Source organism: Streptomyces sp. NPDC030222 (genome assembly GCF_055573115.1).
The window spans coordinates 231,067-254,277 of record NZ_JBVICA010000008.1; the positions used below are offsets into that span (position 1 = coordinate 231,067).

Below are 23,211 nucleotides of genomic sequence, written 5' to 3' on the forward strand. Positions count from 1 at the left end.
CTGCGACTGCCGGAAGGATGCGGCCCGGACGGCTCAGAGCGGGACGGAGATCCGCACTGTGCCGTCCGGGCCGGGCGTGACACGGATGTGGGTGAGGTCCGGGACGTGCACGTCGGGTCCGTGCTGGGCCGCGCGCGGGCCGACGCCCACGACGCGCATCCCGGCGGCCCTGCCCGCGGCGATCCCGGCTTCCGAGTCCTCGAAGACGATGCAGTCCGCCGGTTCGAAGCCGAGCTCCGCGGCGCCCTTGAGGAAGCCCTCGGGGTCGGGCTTGCTCGCCCCGACGCACTCCGCGGTGATCCTCACGTCCGGCATCGGCAGACCCGCCGCACCCATCCGGGCGGCGGCGAGCGCGGCGTCGGCCGAGGTGACGAGGGCGTGCGGAAGTCCGGCGAGCGAGGCCATGAACTCGCGAGCGCCGGCGACGGGCACGACTCCCTCGACGTCCGCGGTCTCCCGCGCCAGCATCGCGCGGTTGTCCGCGTGGTTCTGCTCCATGGGCCGGTCGGGGAGGAGCACGGCCATCGTGGCGTAGCCCTGACGCCCGTGCACGACCTTGAGGGCCTCGTCGGGATCTAGCCCGTGTTCCTCGGCCCAGCCCCGCCAGCAGCGCTCCACGACGGCGTCGGAATTGACGATGGTCCCGTCCATGTCGAGCAGCAGGGCACGGGCGGTCAGCAGCATCGGCTCACTCCAGACGGGTGCGAAGCGGTTCCGCCCGCCGGTCAGGGAGTACGGGCGGAACCACTTTGTTCCTCCACCATACAAAATCGTGGCGGGTTACGCCACACGGGGTGTCGCGGGGAGGACGTCCATACGGGGTGCCGGGCGGTCCCGCGTGGTCTCTCGTGGTCCCGCGTGGTCCCGTGCGGAGGAATCGGGGCCGGGTGCCGGAGGGTGCCGCACGGGGTGCGCGCCCGGCTGTCCATCGGGGCGGCCATGGGAAGTGACGTGCGAGGAGCGGGCACCTCGGCGCGTCGTGGGCAGGGCCGCACTGGCGGCGGCACTGGCGGCGCCGCGCCTCAGCCCGTCACCGCCTCGTAGAGGCTGAACGCCGCGAGGGCCAGCATCACGCCCGCCGCGATCTTCGTGATCAGCTTCAGCGGGACGTACTTCATCAGCGTGCGCCCGCCCAGGATCCCGAGGCCCGCTACCGCCCAGAGCGCCAGCACCGCACCGAGGCCGACGGAGAGCGGATCGTCGTACCGCGCGGCGAGATTGGCGGTCATGATCTGCGTGAGGTCGCCGAACTCCGCGACGAGGATGAGCATGAACCCCGCGCCGGAGACCTTCCAGAACGACTGGCCGGAGGGGGGCTTCATCTCCTCCTCGCCGTCGTCCTTCTTCAGCAGCAGCATCAGCGCACCCGCGAGGAACAGGACACCGACGACACCCTGGACGACCCGGTGCGGCAGCAGCGTGAGGACGCTTCCGGCGGCGATCGCGAGCGCCACGTGCACCGCGAAGGCCGCCGCGACGCCGGCGAAGACGTACGAGGCCCGGTAGCGGGTGCCGAGCATGAGCCCGGCGAGTGCGGTCTTGTCGGGGAGCTCGGCGAGGAAGACGACGCCGAAGGCGATCGCCAGGACGGTGAGGCTGAGCACGGTGTGGGTTCCTCGATCGGTCGGGCTGTCCGTACCGAGAGACCTGCCGGGAAAAGGGGTCGCTTCGGCACGGCAGCGTCTGGCGGGTACAGCACAGGACACTGCGGCCGAAGGTCTCGCCGGCGGGCCGCGTACCGCGATCCGCCTCCGGGCGCCGGCCGGGACGAGCCCAGCAGTATGTCGACGTTCCGGCGAAGAGCTACTCCCCTTCTGCGTGGTCCAGCGTACGCGATGGCTCACGGCGATGGATCCGCCCGCGGGCGACCAGCTCCAGCACCACCGCGACCGCGACGGCCTGCACCGCCATCAGCGCGACCAGGACGAACAGCTGGACGGCGCCCGCGAGCAGCGGTGACGCGCCGCCCAGCAGCATGCCGACGAAGGCGCCGGGCAGCGTGACCAGGCCCACGGTCCTGGTCTGGTCCAGTCCCGGGAGGAGGGCGTCGGACGCGGCGGGCCGGGCCACCTCCATGCGGGCCTCGCGTGCGGGCAGCCCGAGGGCGAGTCCGGCTTCGACCTCACCGTGCCGGGCGGCGAGCTCGTCGAGGGCGCGGCGCCCGCCGAGCACGGTGGCGGTGAGCGCCCCGCCGATCAGGATGCCGGTGACGGGGATCAGGGTGATGCCCTTGACGGGGACGAGTCCGGTGAGGACGAGGGCGACCACGACCGGGAGGACCCCGGCCCCGATGGGCACGGCGGCCCACCACCAGGTGCGGTTGGACGTCAGCCGGCGCCCCGAGGTGCGTACGGCGACGGCGTACATGAGGAGCAGGAAGCCGAGCAGTGCGGGCGCCCCTGCGCGGACGACCCACCCGATCAGGGCGGAGACGGCGGCGAGTTGAGCGGCGGCACGCACTCCCGCGACGAGCACGTCCCGGGCTCGGCCGCGGCCGCCGTCGGGAGCGAGCCGGGCGAACGCGACGACCCCGGCGGCGGCGACGAGCAGCACGGTGAGGACGACGCCGAGGGTGGGGTCGACCGGGAGCAGGGTGTCGGTGGCGACAACAGTGCCGACGGCGGCGGCGGCGGTGTCGGCGACGGCGTGCACTCGCCAACCGTACGACGCGGAATGTCATTTGACCGGGCACGAACCCCTTGAAGTGACGTGCTCATGTCGCCACCCTGTTACCTGGCGCCCACCCGTTCGAAACCCGGCGCCGCCACGATGACCGCGTCCTTCCGGTCAACACCCCCCACTCCCAGGGAGTTTGCATGTCCCGCGTCTACGCGCGTCGCGCCGCCACGCTCGCCGCATCCGCCGCCCTGGCCGTCACGGCCGGTCTGTTCACCGCACCCGCCGCCCAGGCCTCCCCGCCCACCCCCGTCAGCGCCGCCACCGCTCGCACCTACCTGGCCGCCCTCACCGTGAAGGCGGAAGGTTCCTCCTCCGGCTACAGCCGTGACCTCTTCCCGCACTGGATAACCCAGTCCGGTTCCTGCAACACGCGCGAAGTCGTCCTGAAGCGCGACGGCGTGAACGTGGTCCAGGACTCCAGCTGCGCCGCCGTCAGCGGACGGTGGTACTCCGAGTACGACGGCGCCACCTGGTACGCCGCCTCGGACGTGGACATCGACCACGTCGTCGCGCTCTCCGAGGCCTGGCGCTCCGGTGCGAACAGCTGGACCACCGCCAAGCGCCAGCAGTTCGCGAACGACCTGACCCGCCCGCAGCTCATCGCCGTCACCGACAACGTCAACCAGGCCAAGGGCGACCTCGACCCCGCCGAGTGGATGCCGTCGCGCACCGCGTACCGCTGCACCTACGCCCGGATGTGGGTGCACGTGAAGTACTACTGGGGCCTGTCCGTCGACTCCGCCGAGAAGTCCGCGCTCCAGTCCGTGCTGAACGGCTGCTGACACGGCCGCCCGCCCCGGCTCGGACGCGGTGGGCCCCTCGTCCGGGCCGGGCACGCGTCCGGGCCGGGGGCCGCTCGTTCTCCGGGCCGGGCACGCGTCCGAGTCCGGTGGCCGCTCCTCCGGGCCGGGTGCGCCCCTGTGGGTACGTGTGCCCGGTAGCCTCTCCCGCCTCCGGACACGCCGACCCGCGATGACCCGGGGTGACCCGGACGGATCCCGGGAAAGATTCCGCGGATTCGTCGGCCGGAACCGCACCGCTTTCCCCTGTCGTTCCGTACCGTACGGGGCGACGGAGGAGGGCGAACACATGGCCGGACTGCGGCTGGGACCACTGCTGCGGTATGTCGACTGGGAGTCCGGCGCGTCCGCGACTGTATGGGTGGAGGCCGACCGCCCCTGCACCGCCGAGGTCCGCTGCGCGGACGGCGCGGCCGGCTCTGCGCACACCTTCCAGATCGCCGGGCACCACTACGCACTGGTGGAGGTGAACGGCCTGACGCCGGGCAGCGAGACGGAGTACGAAGTCCTGCTCGACGGCCGGCGCGTCTGGCCGCTGCCCGAGTCGCCCTTCCCGCCGAGCACCATCCGCACGCCCGCCGTGCCGGCGGACCTGGTGCGGGTCGCGTTCGGCTCCTGCCGCTGGGCCGCGTCGCCCGCCGACGAGCACAACAGGCTGGGCCCCGACGCACTGGACACCCTCGCCGCGCGCCTCGCGGGCGACCCGGCGGCCGAACGGCCCGACGTCCTGCTGCTGCTCGGCGACCAGGTGTACGCCGACGAGACCTCGCAGGCCACCAGGCGCTGGCTGGCGGCGCGCCGCGATCTGGACGAACCGCCGGGCCCGGAGGTCGCGGACTACGAGGAATACACCCGCCTCTACGACGAGTCCTGGCTCGACCCGGACGCCCGCTGGCTGCTGTCCACCGTGCCCAGCTGCATGATCTTCGACGACCACGACGTCATCGACGACTGGAACACCAGCGCCGCCTGGCTCGCCGGCATGCGGGCCACGCCCTGGTGGCAGGAACGGATCCTCAGCGGCCTGATGTCGTACTGGGTGTACCAGCACCTCGGCAACCTCTCCCCCGCCGAACTGGCCGCCGACCCGCTGTACTCCGCCGTGCGCGCGTCGCCCGACGGCACCGAGCCGCTCCGTCGCTTCGCCGCGGACGCGGAGGCCCGCCCGGCGGGGACACGCTGGGGCTACCGGCGCGACTTCGGGCGGGTCCGGCTGATGATGGTCGACACCCGCGCGGCCCGGGTGCTGGACGAGCAGGCCCGCACCATACTCGACGAGGGCCAGGCCCGCTGGCTCGAGGAAGAGGTCCTGGCCGGGCGGGGGACGTACGACCATCTCCTGGTCGGCAGTTCCCTGCCCTGGCTGTTGCCGCCGTCGATACACGACACGGAGACCTGGAACGCCGCGCTGTGCCGTGGCGAGCGCGGACCCCGCTGGGCCCGGTTCGGCGAACGGCTGCGCAGAGCGGCGGACCTGGAGCACTGGGCGGCGTTCCCCGCCTCGTTCGAACGGCTGGCGCGGCTGTTCGCCCGGGCGGGCTCGGGCCCCGGCGCGCCGGCCACGATCTGTGTGCTGTCCGGTGATGTGCACCATGCGTACGTGGTGGAGCCGGTGTGGTCCGGAGACATTCCCGCGCCGGACGCCCAGGTGGTCCAGCTGACCTGCTCCCCCGTGCACAACACCGTTCCGGCAGCGCTCCGGTTCGGCTTCCGGTTCTCGTGGAGCCGGGCGGGGCGGTGGATCGGCCGCATGCTGACCCGGCACGGCCGGACCGGCCGCCCCCCGGTCGGTCACCGCAGGGCCGGCGGGCCGTGGTTCGGCAACCAGCTGATGACGCTGACTCTGCGCGGCCGCGAGGCCCGGCTACGGCTCGACCAGGCACGCGGACGGGGCCGGAAGGGCGACGGACTGAACGGGCGGCGGGCGCGCCTCGTATCGGTCTTCGATCGTGAATTCCCGGTGAAGTGACGGCGCCGAACCCGAGAATGGCGAATGTTGAACTTGCAAGTAATGGTTAGGGCTGCCTAACCTGTGGCACCGTCGCTCCGTCCCCACATCGAAGGAGACACGCCACTCATGGCCTCCCTCACCGACCGCCTCGACAGCGCCAGGCCGTACGTGCTCGGCCTCTTCCGGATCGTCACGGGTCTGCTCTTCTCCTGCCACGGCGCCGCCTCGCTCTTCGGTGTCCTCGGCGGTGCGGGGGGCAACGGCGGCACCGTCCCCACCGGCACCTGGCCCTTCTGGTACGCCGCCGCCATCGAGCTCGTCGCCGGCGTGCTCGTCCTGCTCGGCCTGTTCACCCGCCCTGCCGCATTCATCGCGTCCGGCTCCATGGCGTACGCCTACTTCGTCGTCCACCAGCCGAAGGGACTGTGGCCGCTGGAGAACAGCGGTGAGGGCTCCGCCATGTACTGCTGGGCGTTCCTGCTGCTCGTCTTCACCGGTCCCGGCGCCTTCGCCCTCGACCAGCTCTTCTCCCGCCGCCCGGCCTCGGCGCCGTCACGGAGCGGGGAGCGCGTCACCGCCTGATCCGGCCGCCGATCAGATCCGGAGACGGACCACCGGGGCGCCCGGGCCACGCAGGCCCGGGCGTCTCCGCGCGAGGGGATGGGCGGGTGCGGTGCGTCGTGGCACGCCTGCGGGCGCGGAGCGCCGTCATGGCACGGCGGGCGGGCGCGGTGCGGCAGCGACGTCGGCATCCTCCGTCCCCCTCACACCGCGACGCCCGGGCTCGCACACCCGCCCCTCACGGCAGACATGCGCCGCACTATCAAGAGCGACATCCGGCCACCCTGGACGAGCGCTCGCCCTGCGCGGGCGTACGCTGTATGGCTGTCATGCCGCCCCTGCCGCTCCCGCGCGACGTCGCGGCCGGGAGCCACGTATCGGGGAGTCGTCGTGATCGACACTGTGGGGTGGCTGTTCACCAGCCCATGGATCTACGTCGTGGTAGTGCTCTCGGTCCTCCTCGATGTCTTCCTGCCGGTGCTGCCCAGCGGAGTCCTGGTGATCACGGCGGCAACCGCCGCGGCCGCGGGGTCCGCCGAGGCCTTCGCGGGTACGGCGGACGCGGCCGGGCAGGTGCCCCACGACGTGCCGGACGTCCTCGCCCTGATGCTCTGCGCGGTGACCTCCTCCGTCCTCGGTGATCTCGTCGCGTACCGCGTCGCCCGCCGTGGCGGCGCCCGACTGGACCGGGCCCTCGCCCGTTCCCGTCGGCTGCGCGGTGCGCAGGAACGTCTCGGCACCGCCCTGAGCCGTGGCGGCGGAGCCCTCGTGGTGATCGCGCGTTTCGCTCCGGCCGGCCGTTCGGTGGTCTCCCTCGGCGCGGGCGCCACGCACCGCAGGGTCAGTGAGTTCCTGCCCTGGTCCGCGCTGGCGGGCACGGCCTGGGCGAGCTACAGCGTGGGCCTGGGCTACTTCGGCGGTCAGTGGCTCGGCGCGACATGGCTGGCCACAGGACTGTCCGTGTGCGCACTGTTCGCGGCGGGGTCGCTCGCGGCGTACGTGATACGGCGCCCCCAGCCGGCACCCGCGACCGGCTGAGGCCGGGGCGCCCGCACCGGTCCGTGCAGTCCCGGCCTCCCGGCCCGGTGGTCAGTACCTCCCGGCCCGAAGGTCAGGGGTCAGTCGACACCTCCCGCGGCTCGGAAGTCAGTCGACGGCCACGGCCTCCTGCGCCCGGTGCGGCCTCGCGCCCCGCACTTCGAGACCTTCCAGCAACGCCCGGGTCGCGTCGGCTATCTCGTCGACGGCCCGGTCGAAGACCTCGCGGTTGTGCGCGGCGGGCGCCCGGAACCCGGACACCTTCCGTACGAACTGCAGGGCGGCGGCCCTGATGTCCTCCTCGGTCGCCTCCTCGGGAAGCGCGGGCGGACGAAGCGTCTTGATGCTGCGGCACATGTCTCCAGTGTGCCGCCGCTGACGACACCGCACCCGGGCCTGTGGAAAACCACCGTGCACCCACCCTGTGGACAACCACGGAACGGAACCCCTTCGCCGACAGCCACCCGGTGCGGAGAGGACCGGCGTGCAGGAACGATGGGGTGACCGGCAGGGAGGACCGGCGTGCAGGAACAGTGGGAGCGACCAGCGGGAAGTACCAGCCGACAGGACCGGTGGGGAGTACCCGGCGTCCCCGCACAGGGGACCCGTCACAGCCAGCCGTTGCGGCGGAAACTCCGGTGGATCACGAAACAGGCGACGACGATGACGCCCAGGACGATGGGGTAGCCGTACTTCCACCGCAGCTCCGGCATGTGCTCGAAGTTCATGCCGTAGACACCGCACACCATCGTCGGCACGGCGATCACCGCCGCCCACGCCGTGATCTTCCGCATGTCCTCGTTCTGCGCGACGGTCACCTGCGCCAGATAGGCCTGGAGGATCGAGTCCAGCAGGCCGTCGAACGAGGTGATCTGCTCCGTGGTCCGCGCCAGATGGTCGGCGACGTCCCGGAAGTACGGCTGGATGTCCGGATCGACCAGCGGGCTCGGCGTCTTGGCGAGCGTCTCCAGCGGGCGGTCCAGCGGTGCCACGGCCCGCTTCAGTTCCAGCAGCTCCCGCTTCAGCTGGTAGATGCGCCCGGCGTCCCCGCGCCCGCTGGGCTCGGCGAACACCGCCGTCTCCACGGCGTCGATGTCCTGCTGCACGGCGTCGGTCGCAGCGAGGTACTCGTCGACGACATGGTCGGCTATGGCGTGCAGCACCGAGGAAGGGCCCTTGGCCAGTTGCGCGGGATCGGCCTCCAGCGCCTCGCGCAGCGGGCCGAGGGAGCCGTGACCACCGCGCCGGACGGTGATCACGAAGTCCCGCCCGACGAACACCCCCACCTCGCCGGTGTCCACGATCTCGCTGCTGGCCGTCAACTCCTCGTGCTCCACGTACCTCACGGTCTTGAACACCGCGAACAGCGTGTCGTCGTACGGCACGAGCTTCGGCCGCTGGTGCACCCGGACCCCGTCCTCGACGGCCAGCGGGTGGAGCCCGAACAATACGGCGACCTCGGCGAACTCCTCCTCCGTCGGCTCGTGCAGCCCCAGCCACACGAACCCGTCCCCATCCTTCCGCACCCGTCGCACGGCCTCGTCCGCCGGACACCGCCCGACCTGCCGCGCCCCGTCCTGGTACACGACGCAGTTGACCACGGCGCTTCCGAGCGGCGAGCGGGCCGGATGGCTGAGGTCCACCGTCCTGCGGTACGCACGGCGGACCACTCGACGCAGACTGCGGATCATCGACACGGGTGAACTCCTTGAGCCGTCGGCGGTAAGCGAACCGCCGGCAGGCATACTCGCACGTCGCCCCCGGGCCGTGTCAGTGCCCGACCGCCGGTGTCAGTGCCCGCGCCTACGATCCGTCGCATGGGAATCACCGCAGAGTACGCACCTGACGCCCTGTCCGAACCGAGCTGGACGGCCACCGGTCCGGCCCACCCCGAACTCCCCCGATCGCAGCGCCTCGACAGCGACAAGACATGGGACTCCCGGGGTCGCCTCCTCGAACGCGCCGAGTTCCCCGTCGGCCTCGTCTTAAGCGAGGACGAGAACACCAACATCTGGGGCTGCTCCCCGCCCCGGTACGCTGCGACACCCTCGTCGAGGGCGTTGGCCCGGAGCAGTTGACGGAGAGGAACGAGGTGGGATGAGGCGCTCTACGGCTCCTGGCGCGCCGCCGGAGCAGGTGGAGCGGTTCGACCCGGGGCCCCCACAACGTGAGCTCTTCGTTGCGGGGGGCCTCCGTAGGGATGGTTCAGACGCGACCGTGATCGCTGCCGGCCAGGCGCTTCCGGTCGGGGTACAGGTCGCGGTGGATGGCCTTGGCCACGACTTCGACCGTATCCATGCCGTAGTCCCAGCCCACATCCGGTGAATCACCTTCAGGGACCCTGTTGTTCTCGGTGAGGACCACCAGGCCGTAGTCGTAGGAACGGCCGGTGAACGCGCTCATGCTGTTCACCTTCCAGTCCCCGCCGTCCCAGGGATTCTGGACCCCGCTCTCGGAACGCTGGAGCCATCCGTTCTTGACCTGCACGGCCGCGTCCGAGGGAGCCCCGGCGGGTGTGCCCCAGCGCTGGTCCTCCTGCACATCGTGCATGAGCTCCAGGATGTAGGAGCGCTCTTCGGCGTCCAGGACCGAGTCGTCCTCACCGGTGAGCAGCCTGAGCAGTCTGGCCTGGTCCCTCGCGGTGACCTGGGTCAGACCCATGAGGCCGGATTCGTTCAGGACGGTGTCCTTCATCCCGGCCTTGTCCAGGAACTTCTGGATGTCGTCGGCTCCCACGTCGTCCCACAGGGCGTACGTCGCGTCGTTGTCCGAGCTCACGATCATTTCCCGGGCCAGGTCCTCCTCGTCCTCGGACAGGCCCTTGACGCCCCTTTCGAGGAGCAGAGCTCCCAGAACCACCGGCTTGACTATGCTCGCGGAATCGTAATGCTTGTCCGCGCGATAGGTGCAGGACGTGTGAGTGATGCGGTCGTAGAGCGCCAGCGACGCCCGGCTGGCACGGTTCTCCAGCGACTTGGCTATATCTCGGGTGAGAGAATGCGCCAGCCCACGCCTTTCGGACCTGCATTCAATGAGCCCGCCCTTGAACCAACGGGATGTGGATTTCATGTTCCCGGTCCCACGGGAGACGGTCGGCTTGGGGGCGGCCGACTCGGGAGCGGTCGATTCGGAGACGGTCTCCCTGGACACAGGCGCGACGGTCGGGGTCGCCGAGCTGGAGCGGCTGCTCGGCGACCCCGTGGAGACCATGACGGAAAGGGGCACCACCACGGCGACGGCGACCGCGACAGCAACCAACCCCAGAGTCACCCTCGAGGCCTTCCTGCTGAGCGCCAATTCTTTTCCTTTCCTTATTCATCGGCCCGTCGATGCGGGCATCGCACCGCGCGCCCGACATTACAAGCGGGCGATCGGACCAGCCCGTCGGGTGAGCCGATAGGCCTATCGGCAGGTCATTCCCGGGACGGCCGAGAAGATGAACGAAAATTCCTCCGAATGGCCCCTTCACCGCCCTGGCTCCGCTGCACGCGAGCAGGACCATCCCCCTGTCTCGCCACACGGCTCCCGACCGCCTCCCGGCAACTGGTGACCATGGGGACGAAGTGCAACCGTGAGCGAGTGGGCCTGTGGATCTACTGGTCGATCGACGAGGTGGGAAGCGCCGGCGAGGAAGTGGACGACCTGGCGGCGGCCGTCGCAGCGCTCGACGTCTCCGTCGAACACTCGCGGCGGATCTTCGATTCCGCCCAGCCCTGGGAAGCGCTGAGAGAGTCCGCGAACCTCATGATGGCCCGCATGCTCAGTGAGGGAAGCGTGGCTCTGGAGCGCGGCGATGAGTGGGCGTCAGCACTCGGGGGCGTCCAGGTCCACCTCACGCCACGCGGGTGACCGCGGGCTCGGCGGGTGAGCCGCTGTTCGCCGTGCGGCACCTGCGCCACGTCCTGGGACGACCCGCTCTGTGCTTCGCCCCTGCCGGAACTGCGCGTGGCAGGGGACCACTCGCCGTTACTACGGGGCTCATTGCGTTCGGTGATGCTCTGGGGGCGTTTGGTTGCCTTGCCGACGTCGTAGCGGGTGGCGGGACGTCGATTCTTCGATCCAACTGGCCTGCCTGGTCCGTATGTTCATGGTTTCGGTACGCGGGCTGGCTTTGTTCACGAGAACCGACAGCACATGTACACGAGTTTGGGAGGCGTCGGCGGTGCGTCGTGTTCGATGTTCATGAGAAACGACAGCGCCAGCGCACCCCGCTTCCCGAGTCGCGGCTCTGCGGCAGCGCCACGGAGACTCCGCAAAACCCGTTGGCGGACGAGGGCGACCACTGCTACGTTCCGGAGGCCGTGCGAGAGATCGAGGAGGTGGTACCCGTGAACGCAGTATCGACATGGGTGCTCCCCTCCGGGGTCACGGTCGGGCGATAGACAGGTCATCCGGGAGCGCCGTTTCAGTGCACTCCCGAAAGGCACGACCATGCATTTCACTTCCGAGCAGCGCCTCGACGACGGCGTCCTCGAACGAGAATTCACCCTCGGTGAGATCCCCGGCATCCTGTGGACGCCCGGATCCTCATCCGTACCGGCGCCGCTGATCCTGCTCGGCCACCCTCCCCTCGGGCTGCGCAAGATGTACCCCCGACTGGTGGCCCGGGCCCGGCATTCCGCGGCGGAGGGCTTCGCCACGGCCACCATCGAGCTCCCCGGAAGCGGCGACCGGCCCCGTTGGCCCGCCGCCGAGCAGGCCCGCGCTGACCTGCGTCGGGCGATGGAGGCCGGCGAGCCGGTCAGCGACGAGATCGTCGACGCCCTCATCCTCCCGCTGGTCGACAAGGCGGTCCCGGAATGGCAGGCCGTCCTTGATGCCCTCCTGTCGCTGCCCGAGATCGGTGGTCCGGTCGGGTACTCGGGGGGAGTGATCTCCATCGGCATCCGGCTGGCGGTGGTCGAAACGCGCATCTCGGCCGCTGCTCTGTTCGCCGGGAGTTTCGTGCCTCGCGCCATGTTTGAGGAGGCCCGGCAGGTCACCATTCCGCTGCACGTCCTGCTGCAGTGGGACGACGAAGGGAACGACCGGCAGGCGGCCCTGGACCTGTTCGACGCCTTCGGCTCCAAGGAGAAGTCGCTGCACGCCAACATGGGCGGGCACACCGGCGTCCCGCAGTTCGCGGGGGACGCCGCGGCCCAGTTCTTCACCCGGCATCTGAAGTGAGGCCGGGTCGTCAGACCGGCAGCATGCGGTAGCTGATGTCGGATGGCATGCCGCTCATCGAGGACAGGTACCGGCCCTCCGCAGCTCTCTACACGGGGTACCGGTAAGAACCGTGTCACCAGCCACGAACAGCGGTGATCTTGCGATGGCATCACCCGTGACGGCGGTGAACAAGCGGCGGGCGTGCTTCCGATACGGTCCCTCGGAAGCACGCCCGCCATCCCCCTGCTAGCGTCCGCACCCATGGCTGATTTCACCAACAAGCGCCACATCACGTCGGTCGCGCAGCTCGCTCCCGTCCAAGTCGAACAGCTCCGGCTGTGCGGACAGGCCTACGACGGCGAGGACCGCCCGGCCGAGCGCCGCCTGACCCCGGGCACCCCCGACGACGAGGTGCTGTACTGCGTCGAACTCTGGGACGTGGTCTCCGACGGATCGCCCCTCTACGAGGCGTGGTTCTACCAAGTCGACAGCGGATCGATCTTCCTGGCCGGAACCACCGAGATGGTCGCGCAGATCATCCAGTCCGGCCTGGAATGCGAAGACCCGGACCGCGAACTGGAACTGGGCACCGCCATGGTCCGCGCCGGCATCATCCCGCCCGGCGACTCGGAGTACCAGCGCTTCAGCCGCGCCGCCGACGCGACACAGTAGGCAGCGGGCCGTGCCGCGCCGACGAGCTGGCCGCGCTGCACGGCCGCTGCGCACCGGCGTCCACCGGTGGCGACGTCGCGCAGCGCGGGACGGCCGCCTCGGTCGCGTGGCCGGGCGCGCCGCGCCGACGCGCCTCGTAGATCGTCCTCGCGCGGGCTCACACACTGCAGGTGCACGGCCTTGGGCCCGCACGAGGGATGCCCCCGCAAGATCACTGCCGTTTGCGGCTGGTGACGATCCTGCTGGCTTATTGTGCGGTGGCCTCGACGGTGTCCTCCGACTTGCGGGCCAGCAAGTGGGCGTCGAGGAAGCCCCGATCAGAGGCCGGGTCGTGGAGCAGCCGGGCGAACGTGACGAGCCCGGCCCGGGCCAGCAGCTCGGCGAACCGGTCCGCCGGCCAGCTATAGGCGGGCGTCACCTTGTGGTCGAAGCGGACCGGCTCGGGCCCGTCGGTCGCGAAGAACGAGACCAGGAGCAGGCCCCCTGGTGCCAGGCCACGCGCCTGCTCGGCGAGCAGCGCGGGTAGTTCCCCAGGAGGGGTGTGAATCATCGAGTAGTGGGCCAGCACGCCGCCGAGCGCGCCGTCCTCGACTGGCAGGGTCTCCATGCGCGCCTCGTCGAACTGCAGCGCCGGATGGGCCCGCCGGGCGTGGTCGACCATGGCTGGGGAGAGGTCGAGCCCGAAGGCGTCCAGCCCCAGGTCATGCAGCATGGCCGTCAGATGTCCGGGCCCGCAGCCGACGTCGGCTGCCCGCGGGTTCCCGGTCCCGCGCACCAGCTCGGCAAAGGTGCCGATCATGTTCCGTGAGAACGGGTGCGTCTCCAGCCGATTAGCGAACATCGACGCATACAGCTCGACGACCCCGTCGTAGGCCGCCCTGGTCTCGTCCTGGTACTCCACCACGGGAAGGAAGTTAACACCCGCGTTCGCAGCTGTTCTCCCACCTCGTGCTGAATCCCGCGCCCGTCGACGCAGACGCTCTCGCTACCACGACAAGACCACCACCCGGCTCCGCAACGAGGCCGGTGGGACCCGGAGCCGATACGCCGTTGGCAACCACAGTCGGTCACCAACTGGCTGGGTTCCTCGGGGAACCGGCGACAGTTGATTAGGCGATCACACCAGTAAGACCCCTATTCGGTCACGCGGCAAGGGAGAGGTCGAGTCGGGCAAGGTGACTGACGCGGGTGCAGTCGAGCGGGTGGCCGTTCCACCAGGCATCGAGGCGGATGAGGTTGAGTGCAACGGCGGAGAAGACGTGCTCCAGGTGGGTCTTCTGGAGACCGAGGTAGCGGGCACGTCTTATCCCGGTGACCGCGACGGCCTGGTGGATGGTTCCCTCGATGCCCGCGCGGGTTCCGTACTTGGCTCGCCACTGCTCGTCGCCCTGCTGGAGGCGGGCATGGTCGAGGACTTCTTGCAGTTCGCGGGGTTGCAGGGAGAGGGTCCGGCCGCCGGTCTTCGAGCGGGTGCACTGGTCGCGCACCGGGCAGGGGCGGCATGTCTCCTTGTCGAACTTGATGACGATGGCCTTGGTGCCGCGCAGAGTGGCGGGGCTCCACCAGGTGCTGGTGTCCCCGCGTGGGCAGGTGGCCTGTCGCTTGTCCCAGTCGATGGTGAACGCGGTGCGGTCGAACCCGGCGCCGGCACGCGCCTGGGGTGAGCTGTTCATCAGGACCGGGGTGACCAGGGTGACTCCGAAGTTCTTCTTCATGCCCACGATCAACTCGGCGGAGGCGTAACCGGAATCGAGGAAGTGCTCGGCGGGCAGGAGATCGCGGGCGGCGAGCATGTGATGGACCGGTTCGGTCATTTCCGCATCGGTCACTGTGGCGTCGGTGGTCGCGATGCTGGTGATCAAGCGCGGCGGCGGTCCGTCGGCTCCAGGGATCAGGGCCTGGCCGCCGGAAGCCGAGTCCTGGTCATCGGCATCGTCGCAGGACTCACTGATGTGGATCTTGTAGCCGGTCCACCAGGAGCCCTGTTTGAGGCCGTAGCGCGCATCCGTGTCGTACGGGGAGGCCAGCCGCAGTCTGCCGGGCGGGAGGTCTTTGCTCTCCCGCCGTTTCACCTCCGCTCCGGCCTCGGTCACGGTGCGGTGGTAGTTCTGCACCCACATCGTGCGCAGGACCTGCACCGCTGGGAGTTCGCGCAGCCAGGCCGGCGCGTCATGGGTGTGCACCGCCTCCAGCAGCGCGAACCCGTCCCGGCCGTAGACCAGGGCCATCTCCTCGCGTTTGCTCGTGGAAGCCGGCGGATGCCAGGAGTGAGTCCGCGGGCGGTAGCGCTCGACCCAATCGTGAACGGGCACCGCCCCGGTCAGCCAATCCGGGGCCGCGCAGGCCAGCGCCTCCAGCGTGGCCCGCAGTGTTTCCCCAGCCAGTTCCAGCCTGTTCAGGTCGCGTACCGCCGCCAGCACGCGGGTGGAGTCAGTGCGCTGCCTGCCTCCCGCCTTCACCAGGCCCCGGTCCTTGAGGGCGGTCAGCAGCAGGTCGAGCACCTTCTCCTCCATCCCGTGCTCGACCAGTCGCGTGCGGAACTCGGACAGCACCGAGGCGTCGAACCCGGGATCATCCAGCTCCAGGCCGAGCGCGTACTTCAGGTCCATGCCGTACCGCACCCGATGCGCTGCCGCCCGGTCGGTGAGGTTCTCGGCGAACTGCAACACCGTCACCAGCGCCAGCTGGCCCGGTGACCAGCCCGGCCTCCCTCTGGATCCGAACGCCTCGGCAAACTCGGCGTCCGCGAACAACTCGCCCAGCTCGTCACGGACCCGCATCGCCAACGGGTACGGGCCCGTGCCGCCACAGCCCGCGCTACTTGCGCGGTCAGCTCAGGCACCTTCGGCCACGGCCTCGGCCGCATCGACATTCCACACCCCACCCGCGACCGCGATCGCCAAGACGGCCGCTGCTGTCCCGACCAACGAGCTACCAGCCCCGCCGGGCACGGAATAAGCCAGCAGGATCGGTGACACGGTTCTTACCGGCACCCCTACACCGTGGGCCCCTGCTGAATTCTCGGCAGGGGCCCGTTCTGCCTGAAGTCATGAACTGTTCGATTTCTGCAGAGCTTCGAGTGCTGCCCAAACTCGCGTACATGTGCTGTCGGTTCTCGTGAACAAAGCCAGTACGCGGGCCGATTGTGCAGGTGCGGGCGGATGTTCCTGAACCCGCGGCGGACGCGGGCCGGGGTGAGCCGGGCGGGCTCGGTCGGCTTCTCCCAGGTGCGGCGCAGGTCTGCGGCGGCCTCACGGGTGAGGCGGAGCTGGGTGTGAGCGGCGATCACGATCCAGGTCCACCGGTCGGCGGCCTGGGGAGTGCGGAGTTTGGGGCGGGTCCAGCCGAGCGTCTGCTTGGCGAAGCGGAAGGTGTGCTCCAAGCCGAAGCGGCGGAGGATGACGGCCGGACCGTTCCTGTCCTCCGGATGCCCAATGATCCCCCGTGAACTTGTCATCCGAACGGCCCGCGTTCGGAATGTCCGACGGACACGGGTTGATCGCGGCACGTAGCGTCCGACGCGGCGACGATCGTCGCCGCGTCGGCGATCCCGGACATCCATGACCGGATGGGGATGGCGGGGCGACAGATCCCGGATCCATTCAGAAGCTTGAACGACTCGAGCACACCTCGGTGTGCGCTGCAGGAGGTTTCATGTCGGGTATCGGAGTTCGGGGGGCGCCGAAGCGGGGCAGAACGGTGCCCAGTGGCGGGGGACAGGGTTCATGGGGCGTCCTGGTGCGGGTCTGGATGGCGACGCTGGCGGTCCTGACTGGCATGGCCGTTCCCATCGCCATGTCCTCCCCCGCGATGGCCGACAGCGGTACGTTCGCCTATGTCGCCAACTCAGTATCGGACAGCGTGTCGGTGGTCGACACCGCCACCAACACCATCACTGCCACCATTGCCCTCACCGCCGGATCAGGGCCTCTGGAACTGGCGGTCACACCCGACGGCACCCGCGTGTACGTGTCCACCGCCAACACTGACGAGGTGGCGGTGATCGACACCACCACGAATACCGTCATCGACACCATCTCCGTGGGCGACATTCCCCGGAGTGTGGCGGTCACCCCCGACGGCACCCGCGTCTATGTCGCCAACGTCGCCTCGGACAACGTGTCCGTGATCGACACCGCCACCAACACCGTCATCGCCACCGTCCCTGTCGGTGACGGCCCCACAGGTGTGGAGGTCACGCCCAACGGCGCATTCGCCTACGTCACCAACGTCTTCTCGAACAACGTGTTCGTGATCGACACCGCCACCAACACCGTCGTCGACACCTTCCCCGTCGGTCTCGGCCCCCAGGATGTGGCGTTCACGCCCGACGGCGCATTCGGCTACGTCGCCAACGGCGACTCGGACGACGTGTCCGTGGTCGACACCGCCACCAACACCATCGTCGACACCGTCACCGTAGGTGACGCCCCCGAGGGCCTGGCGGTAAGGCCTGACGGCGCCCGCGTCTACGTCGTCAACGCCCTCTCGAATGATGTATCGGTGATCGACACCGCCTCCAACACGGTCATCGCCACCGTCCCCGTCGGCACCACCCCCAGGGAGGTGGCGGTCACGCCCGGCGGCAGCTTCGCGTACATCACCAACGAAGGCACGAACGATGTTCGGGTGATCGACACCGCCTCCAACACGGTCGTCGACACCGTCGTCGTCGGTTCCTTTCCCGACGGTGTGGCGATCGGAAGGGTGCCGGGGACGGCGGTGACCACGTGCCCCGCGGGCAGTGTCCTCACCGGCGGTGGGTTCCAGCTCACCGGCCCACCGCAGCACAACCTCACCAGCAAGCCGGTCGACGACTCGTGGCACGTGCTCGTCGACAATCAGACCGAGGAAGACGTCCACGTCACCCCCTACGCAGTGTGCGCCGATCAAACGCCGTAGGGAGGGCCGCACGTGACGGCGACTGGTTCGCTTTCGGAAGAATCGGGAGAAAATGCATGAGCTCTGACGGCACGTCACGGTCCCTACTCGGTCCGCTTCCTCGACGGAGTGCTTGGCTGACCGGCGGCGCGATCGGGTTGCTCACCCTCGCGCTCATGGGAATCACGAGTCCAGTAACCGCCGGCGTGCAGCGCACGGACAAAACTTCCCACTTCGGCGCAGCGACGCAGCCTGCCGACGGGGACAAGTGCCCGAAGCCCAGGACAGTCGGCCCGAAAGGACCGACGGGAGACGACAAGTGCAAACCAGGGCACACCAGACCCAACGGCCCCACCGGCGCAACCGGTCCTACCGGTCCTACCGGGGCGACTGGCCCCGCTGGCGAATCGGGAGCCACCGGACCCGCCGGGGAGCCCGGCGACACCGGACCCACGGGACCCACTGGGCCCACTGGACCCAGGGGGGAGCCAGGTGCCACCGGAACCGCCGGAGAAACCGGAGCCACCGGCCCCACCGGCCCCACCGGCCCCACCGGCCCCACCGGTGCAACAGGCCCCACCGGCCCCACGGGGGCAACAGGCTCCACCGGAGCCACCGGCCCTGCTGGCCCCGTCGACACCTTCATCGTCCAGGGACCCACCGTGACGGTCCCGGGCAATCCGTTGACGTGAGCTTTCCCCCGATCGCCACGCCCTGCCGAATGGGGCGTGCCGGGGGATGAGAGACGCCTGCACGTTGCGCAGCGTCGTGAGGGAGTCCGGCGCCCTGACCACCAGGACGCCGGACTTCCCGCAATGGTGAATAAAGACCGGCCCCGGTATTGGTGGGCGCGCGTATTCGGCTGTCGCCAGTTCTCGGTCCGATCTGGCGTGTCAGTCAATGACAACGTGCGCGATTTTCAGGAGCACAACCCCGCCAAACACTGACATCAAGCGAACGCTCGAGGATGCTGCCGCGAAAGGGCGGTTCTTTGTCCTTAATAATGGCGTCACGATTGTTGCCCGCGAGTTGACGACCACTCGAGACAAGGTAGCGATCCCGCCGACATCTGCTTTGTAAGTTCGCCCGATGGCGGCTGAGCACCGTGGCGGCCCCAGCGACGGCTGCCGCCCACAGCCGTACGGGACTGCCTCTGTGCGCCGACGTTGATGTCAGCAGTGGATGTCAGATCACGGCTTCGGCATCTGCTCGTCAGCTGCCCTGCGTGGTCGGGCGATGGCTTCCGCGGCACGCCTGTCAGCTGCGAGCTTTCGCTCGATGGAGGCCCGCAGCTCTCCAGGGGTCGGCCATGGCGCATGCCGGTGGATCATGCGGTGACAGTTGGCACATATGAGGGCGAGATCGCTGAGCTTGGTCCGCCCCTCGCCCGCTTCGTGCAACGGCAGGACGTGATGGCACTCGATGTACCCAGCACCGCGGTCGCCGTAGACCTCCTCGAAGTCGAACCCGCACGCCTCGCACGCCAGCCGCCCACCGCGCTGAGTCACAGAAGCGATCTTCTTCTTCCGCAGGCTCTTGTTCCGCTCGCGGGCCTGGTGCCGGCGCATGAGGAGCCGTCCCTCAGGAGCGCTGTAGTCGCCGAACTCCTCGTCTTCGGTCGGCGCAAGGCTCTGCAGCTCGCCGGCCGCGATGCCCTGGCGAATGAGCCGAGCGACCCCGGTCATCTCGTCAGGCCGGTCGAGAAACTCCATCAGCACCGCAACGTCGAGCGCGCCGCCGTTGGTGGGCCTGCCCTGGTACTCCGGATGACGCGTGGCGATGTCGAACGTCTTGCGCGCCACTCCGTTGGGGTTGCGGAACTTCTCGTTGCGCTCCGCCTCGGCGTGGATGGGAAGCAACTGGAGCAGGCCTGACAGCTCGATCACCCTGCCGTCCTGAGCGTCCAGCCCCTTCCAGCCGTTCTCCATCACGAGCTGACAGGCGAGGATGATCTCGTCCCGGGCCCAGTCAGGATTCTTGACGGCCTTGACGTGGAAACCAGCCCGCTTCAGCCACGCCGCGGCGTGCTCCTTGCCTCCGCTGAACTCATCAGGCTTGAGGGCTCGCCCTTGATCCCACTGATGCGCCACGCCGGCTATGGCTTTGGAGTCGTACTCCCGCCCTTCGTGCACCAAAACGTACGAGCGGGCCTCGCCGTAGCCGTACCTCGCCAGGAACTCGTCCCGTCCCAACTGGTCATACTCCGCGATGGCCTTGAGTACGCACCCCTGTGTGATCGCTCCTCTGCGCATGGCGGCAGCGTACGGCCCACCAATGACAACCCTCTGCCGCTCAACGCAGCCCGATGGCTGGGCTCCAGGGCACCGTGCGCCCCGTCGTGCGTCGGATGCCCTCTTGCGCGGCTCACCCTCACCCTGCACGGTTCCGTTGAATGCTGCTCGGCACTCAGGTGCCACAAGGGGGAAGGGCGGTAGGGCCGTGGGAACCGTGACAGCGTGGGCCGAGAGAGCCTTTGGTGACGCCGCCAACCAGCTGGCTGACCTGATCCCCGCCAGCCTGGTCCGAGCGCATGACAGGGCCCGCACCGGACACGAAGGGGTGCAGACTCAGACTCTAGAGGCGTACGGGCACGGCCTGTACGCCGCCCAATACGAGGAACTGGAAGTCAGCCTCTCCTCGCTTCCGGGGGCGAACCCGGTGCGCTTACAGGGACGCACGTTCGTAATCCTCAGCGACCACATGATCTACCCGTTCCGCTACGCGAAGAAGGACGTCCCTGTCACGGCGGCACGACTACGACGCGCCACGGGCCTGCGTGCCGACCTGATACGCCGGCATGGCCCCGAGCCCATGCAGCAGGCCTTCGACCTGGACCTCGACGAGTTGGACGAGCCAGACCCTCACCCCGACCTCGCCTTGCTGTCAGCGGACATCAAGCTCGCCCTCGTCGCCTACGCCTGCTCCATGACTCAGGGCGTGATCCGCATCGAGTGGGGCTCTGCCGAATTGCGCCGAGAGGACCGATACCTCATCTGGCACCATCACGAGCAACTTCACCTGCCGCCGCGGTAAGAAACACCCCATCTTGCCTGACCGCCACCCCCGGGTGCGAACCAGTAGGTGACGAACCCCCTGACCTGTGCGTTCCCGGATCACCCTCGTAGCCGACCTGTCACTCTTGGTCGCCCCAGGTCATCCCTGAGCCCCCTCGCACGACCCAGAGGCGGCCCAGATTGCCGGGCTCGGAGCTACACGTCGTACGACCCCGCTCGCCCGGCGAGACGCACAACGATTGCATCACGCGTCCCAACCGATCACCTGACCCCAGGCGGCCCGGTACGTCAGCAGCACCGTCATTAAGCGAGCGTCTACGCGTTTCGCGGGGAGAGCCAGTCGACGATGCGCTGCACCGCTGCAACTGTTTCCGGATCCAACTTGTCCGAGTAGTTGCCGATTTCGAATTCAAACGCAGGCATCAATGTGCTCAAGACAAGTCGAGTCCTGACCATATTCGCATTCTCGTAACCCTCAGCTTCCCACTCGAATAGGAGGTCAGCGATCGCGAGCGCCTCGGATAGAAGACCTACCGCTAGATTTCGCAGCGAGCTAGCACGCGCATCCAATCCGATTCCGTACGGATTGACTTGATTAGCCGCAGCGTCGAATGCTTCATCGTCATACCCAAAGCCCTCATATAGGGCTTGATGACGCAGGCGAGCCAGTGCAGGGATCCCGTCTTCCAGAAGCTCACTCAAACTCTTCTGAGCGATGGATTCACCTGATGCGTATGAGAGTGCTTCAACGACGTAACCTGGGAGCTCAGCACGCTTCGCCGACACGAGCTGCTTTAGCTCACGCCAACGAGCTACGTGGTCGCGCCGCCTGGGCTCGAACGACCAAACGCCTTGCCTCGTCCAGGTCCCACACATGACTTCTGGATTTTTCGGAAGCGGCTCAAACTTCAACCCTGCGGAAATGGCACCGTTTGGCAGTTCGTGACGATAGGGCCGGACTTGACCGAGCGCCGGCTGCACCAAGACTCGACCACGGGCAGCTAGGAGACCGTCCAATCCATGGAATGCTGCGGTGTAGTACATGGCCGTAGCTGCCGCGTGAAATTTCTGCCCTTGCAAAAGATCACCGGCAGAGACCGCCCGAGTCGTAAGAAACGCGGAGCGTAGGGCCGCACGAATCATGCAAAGGCCAAAAATGGGCGACTGGCGGCAGCTGAATCCGCCTGCGGGGTCCGCAATAAACCAAGGATGGAAACCGAGTCCAGTACCCGACCAAATAGAGCCATCATCCTCAAGATTTAGGGGCGAAATCCCGGCGCCCCCTCCTGACTCTGCCGCAGCCGTTGACAAAGACTTGCGCAATGCGCCTCGCACGCATGAATCGATCACAGCCTTAGTGTGCCCCGAAAGATGAGTCAGCGTGCGCTGATCGGATGCACAGAGGTCGGCGGAGCCCCGAGGACGGATCGACCGTTCGGGCACCCAGGGGGCACGTCCCTAGCCACACCCCGCCCCACTGTCATCCCGTCTGCCGTCGACCCACACACCGTGGAGCGGGCGCGGGTCCTGGCGTCCAGGTGGAGCGCGCCACTGTACGAACGACCTGGACGCCAGGGCCCGTGTCTGCTCGGCTCCGCCTGGGTCGATGGCAGGCGGGATGACAGCCCCTCCCGCACCACATCGGACCGGCAACCGCAGGACGGGCCCCTCCATCCCGGAGCCTGAGCGCCCCCGCCGGAGGCATCTGCTCTGACAGGAAGCCGACCGATCCGGGTTCACCCCATCCAGCCCCCCGCCTTGGCGCGCGGGCCGGCGGCCGGTCCGTAGCGGGGCGAAGACAGGAGCGGCGGGCCGGACGCCGGGCCGCGCGACGCCGCGTTGTCGCGGCGGAAGCGCCCTTGATGAAGTAGGGAAAGTCCTACCGCGCTGGGATCAGGTGCTTGTGTCCGATCCCGGGTGATGCTTGACAGTTCGATCCCAGCTGATGGTTGACGGGGGCCGTGATCGGCTTTTCTGTGCGCGTCGTTGCGGCGTGTGTGGGGAGGCCGGGATTGGCGCTGGTGGAGTTGTCGGTTGTCGAGCAGAGATACCGGGCTGTCCTGGCCGTGCTGGCGGGATTGACCGTGACTGAGGTCGCCGCGTCGTTGGGGGTGTCGCGGCAGACGGTCAGCGGCTGGAAGTCCCGTTATGAGGCTTCTGGTCTGGCCGGGTTGGCGGATCGTTCGCGCAGGCCGGCTTCGTGTCCGCATCAGGCGTCTGCCGAGGTGGAGGCGGCCGTGTGCGAGCTTCGGCGCGAGCACCCGAGGTGGGGTCCGCGGCGGATCGCGCATGTGCTGGAACGGTCCGGGGCGGTGGCGCCGGTGCCGTCGCGGATGACGGTGTATCGGATCCTGGTCCGGCATGGCCTGGTAGAGGCGGGGGTGCGGCGCCGGAAGCGGTCGGATTACAAGCGCTGGCAGCGGGACCGGCCGATGCAGCTGTGGCAGATGGACATCGTCGGCGGCGT

At 68.9% G+C, this 23,211-nt stretch carries 22 protein-coding genes and 1 pseudogene; 12 read left to right on the top strand and 11 right to left on the bottom strand.

Features of this window, described 5'->3' with window-relative positions:
* Nucleotides 1-33: 33 nt before the first annotated feature.
* From ACZ4Z5_RS15095 to ACZ4Z5_RS15105, 3 genes are all read right to left on the bottom strand, one after another.
* A complete protein-coding gene (locus ACZ4Z5_RS15095; RefSeq protein WP_468261979.1) occupies nt 34-684 on the bottom strand; it encodes an HAD-IA family hydrolase in 651 nt (216 codons plus the stop codon).
* Between the two features lie 338 nt (nt 685-1,022).
* Nucleotides 1,023-1,604 (bottom strand): TMEM165/GDT1 family protein, encoded by a 582-nt coding sequence (locus ACZ4Z5_RS15100; RefSeq protein ID WP_468261982.1) that lies wholly within the window; start codon nt 1,602-1,604, stop codon nt 1,023-1,025.
* A 199-nt stretch (nt 1,605-1,803) separates the two neighbouring features.
* A complete protein-coding gene (locus tag ACZ4Z5_RS15105; protein WP_468261984.1) occupies nt 1,804-2,652 on the bottom strand; it encodes an ABC transporter permease in 849 nt (282 codons plus the stop codon).
* A 164-nt stretch (nt 2,653-2,816) separates the two neighbouring features.
* On the opposite strand from ACZ4Z5_RS15105, the gene ACZ4Z5_RS15110 reads away from it, so the two are divergent.
* The 4 genes from ACZ4Z5_RS15110 to ACZ4Z5_RS15125 all read left to right on the top strand — a co-directional run bounded on the left by ACZ4Z5_RS15110 (nt 2,817) and on the right by ACZ4Z5_RS15125 (nt 7,029).
* On the top strand, nt 2,817-3,461 hold the full coding sequence (locus ACZ4Z5_RS15110) for an HNH endonuclease family protein (protein WP_468261987.1): 645 nt from the start codon (nt 2,817-2,819) through the stop codon (nt 3,459-3,461).
* A 307-nt stretch (nt 3,462-3,768) separates the two neighbouring features.
* A complete protein-coding gene (locus tag ACZ4Z5_RS15115; RefSeq protein WP_468261990.1) occupies nt 3,769-5,448 on the top strand; it encodes an alkaline phosphatase D family protein in 1,680 nt (559 codons plus the stop codon).
* 108 nt (nt 5,449-5,556) lie between these two features.
* A complete protein-coding gene (locus ACZ4Z5_RS15120) occupies nt 5,557-6,012 on the top strand; it encodes a DoxX family protein (protein ID WP_468261993.1) in 456 nt (151 codons plus the stop codon).
* A gap of 369 nt (nt 6,013-6,381) precedes the next feature.
* The gene (locus ACZ4Z5_RS15125) at nt 6,382-7,029 is read left to right on the top strand and encodes a DedA family protein (RefSeq protein ID WP_468261996.1); all 648 of its coding nucleotides are present in this window, start codon (nt 6,382-6,384) and stop codon (nt 7,027-7,029) included.
* 108 nt (nt 7,030-7,137) lie between these two features.
* Here the strand turns inward: ACZ4Z5_RS15125 and ACZ4Z5_RS15130 are convergent, their stop codons facing one another.
* The 3 genes from ACZ4Z5_RS15130 to ACZ4Z5_RS15140 all read right to left on the bottom strand — a co-directional run bounded on the left by ACZ4Z5_RS15130 (nt 7,138) and on the right by ACZ4Z5_RS15140 (nt 9,888).
* On the bottom strand, nt 7,138-7,386 hold the full coding sequence (locus tag ACZ4Z5_RS15130; protein WP_468261998.1) for a DUF2277 domain-containing protein: 249 nt from the start codon (nt 7,384-7,386) through the stop codon (nt 7,138-7,140).
* A 251-nt stretch (nt 7,387-7,637) separates the two neighbouring features.
* Nucleotides 7,638-8,720, bottom strand: coding sequence for a magnesium and cobalt transport protein CorA (locus ACZ4Z5_RS15135; protein WP_468262077.1), 1,083 nt, complete (start codon nt 8,718-8,720; stop codon nt 7,638-7,640).
* 514 nt (nt 8,721-9,234) lie between these two features.
* Nucleotides 9,235-9,888 carry a serine hydrolase gene (locus ACZ4Z5_RS15140; RefSeq protein ID WP_468262001.1) on the bottom strand — a complete coding sequence of 218 codons (654 nt, stop codon included), beginning with the start codon at nt 9,886-9,888 and terminating at the stop codon, nt 9,235-9,237.
* A gap of 199 nt (nt 9,889-10,087) precedes the next feature.
* On the opposite strand from ACZ4Z5_RS15140, the gene ACZ4Z5_RS15145 reads away from it, so the two are divergent.
* From ACZ4Z5_RS15145 to ACZ4Z5_RS15160, 4 genes are all read left to right on the top strand, one after another.
* Entirely contained in the window at nt 10,088-10,429 is a 342-nt protein-coding gene (locus tag ACZ4Z5_RS15145) for a hypothetical protein (protein ID WP_468262003.1), read from the top strand.
* A gap of 152 nt (nt 10,430-10,581) precedes the next feature.
* On the top strand, nt 10,582-10,878 hold the full coding sequence (locus tag ACZ4Z5_RS15150; protein ID WP_468262006.1) for a hypothetical protein: 297 nt from the start codon (nt 10,582-10,584) through the stop codon (nt 10,876-10,878).
* A 582-nt stretch (nt 10,879-11,460) separates the two neighbouring features.
* Nucleotides 11,461-12,195 (top strand): dienelactone hydrolase family protein, encoded by a 735-nt coding sequence (locus ACZ4Z5_RS15155; protein WP_468262008.1) that lies wholly within the window; start codon nt 11,461-11,463, stop codon nt 12,193-12,195.
* Nucleotides 12,196-12,438: 243 nt separating this feature from the next.
* Complete coding sequence (locus tag ACZ4Z5_RS15160) at nt 12,439-12,849, top strand: hypothetical protein (protein WP_468262010.1); 411 nt, start codon at nt 12,439-12,441, stop codon at nt 12,847-12,849.
* 247 nt (nt 12,850-13,096) lie between these two features.
* On the opposite strand, the gene ACZ4Z5_RS15165 is transcribed toward ACZ4Z5_RS15160, so the two are convergent.
* The 3 genes and pseudogenes from ACZ4Z5_RS15165 to ACZ4Z5_RS15175 all read right to left on the bottom strand — a co-directional run.
* Nucleotides 13,097-13,753, bottom strand: a complete 657-nt coding sequence (locus tag ACZ4Z5_RS15165; RefSeq protein WP_468262012.1) for a class I SAM-dependent methyltransferase — start codon at nt 13,751-13,753, stop codon at nt 13,097-13,099.
* Nucleotides 13,754-13,991: 238 nt separating this feature from the next.
* On the bottom strand, nt 13,992-15,629 hold the full coding sequence (locus ACZ4Z5_RS15170) for an IS1182 family transposase (protein ID WP_468262015.1): 1,638 nt from the start codon (nt 15,627-15,629) through the stop codon (nt 13,992-13,994).
* Nucleotides 15,630-15,994: 365 nt separating this feature from the next.
* Nucleotides 15,995-16,246, bottom strand: a pseudogene (locus ACZ4Z5_RS15175) (NF041680 family putative transposase); the annotation flags it as partial.
* Nucleotides 16,247-16,599: 353 nt separating this feature from the next.
* On the opposite strand from ACZ4Z5_RS15175, the gene ACZ4Z5_RS15180 reads away from it, so the two are divergent.
* Both ACZ4Z5_RS15180 and ACZ4Z5_RS15185 read left to right on the top strand, forming a co-directional pair.
* Nucleotides 16,600-17,751: a beta-propeller fold lactonase family protein gene (locus ACZ4Z5_RS15180; RefSeq protein WP_468262080.1), complete on the top strand. Its 1,152-nt coding sequence runs from the start codon at nt 16,600-16,602 to the stop codon at nt 17,749-17,751.
* Between the two features lie 879 nt (nt 17,752-18,630).
* Entirely contained in the window at nt 18,631-18,810 is a 180-nt protein-coding gene (locus ACZ4Z5_RS15185) for an AIPR family protein (RefSeq protein WP_468262018.1), read from the top strand.
* Nucleotides 18,811-18,920: 110 nt separating this feature from the next.
* Here ACZ4Z5_RS15185 and ACZ4Z5_RS15190 read toward each other — a convergent pair whose 3' ends face one another.
* On the bottom strand, nt 18,921-19,982 hold the full coding sequence (locus ACZ4Z5_RS15190) for an HNH endonuclease (protein ID WP_468262020.1): 1,062 nt from the start codon (nt 19,980-19,982) through the stop codon (nt 18,921-18,923).
* A gap of 307 nt (nt 19,983-20,289) precedes the next feature.
* Between ACZ4Z5_RS15190 and ACZ4Z5_RS15195 the strand changes: the two genes are divergently transcribed.
* The gene (locus tag ACZ4Z5_RS15195; RefSeq protein ID WP_468262023.1) at nt 20,290-20,763 is read left to right on the top strand and encodes a hypothetical protein; all 474 of its coding nucleotides are present in this window, start codon (nt 20,290-20,292) and stop codon (nt 20,761-20,763) included.
* Nucleotides 20,764-21,059: 296 nt separating this feature from the next.
* Here ACZ4Z5_RS15195 and ACZ4Z5_RS15200 read toward each other — a convergent pair whose 3' ends face one another.
* The gene (locus ACZ4Z5_RS15200; protein WP_468262026.1) at nt 21,060-21,788 is read right to left on the bottom strand and encodes a hypothetical protein; all 729 of its coding nucleotides are present in this window, start codon (nt 21,786-21,788) and stop codon (nt 21,060-21,062) included.
* Between the two features lie 983 nt (nt 21,789-22,771).
* Between ACZ4Z5_RS15200 and ACZ4Z5_RS15205 the strand changes: the two genes are divergently transcribed.
* Nucleotides 22,772-23,211, top strand: a 440-nt coding sequence (locus ACZ4Z5_RS15205; protein WP_468262083.1) for a helix-turn-helix domain-containing protein, incomplete at its 3' end; no start/stop codon positions are given.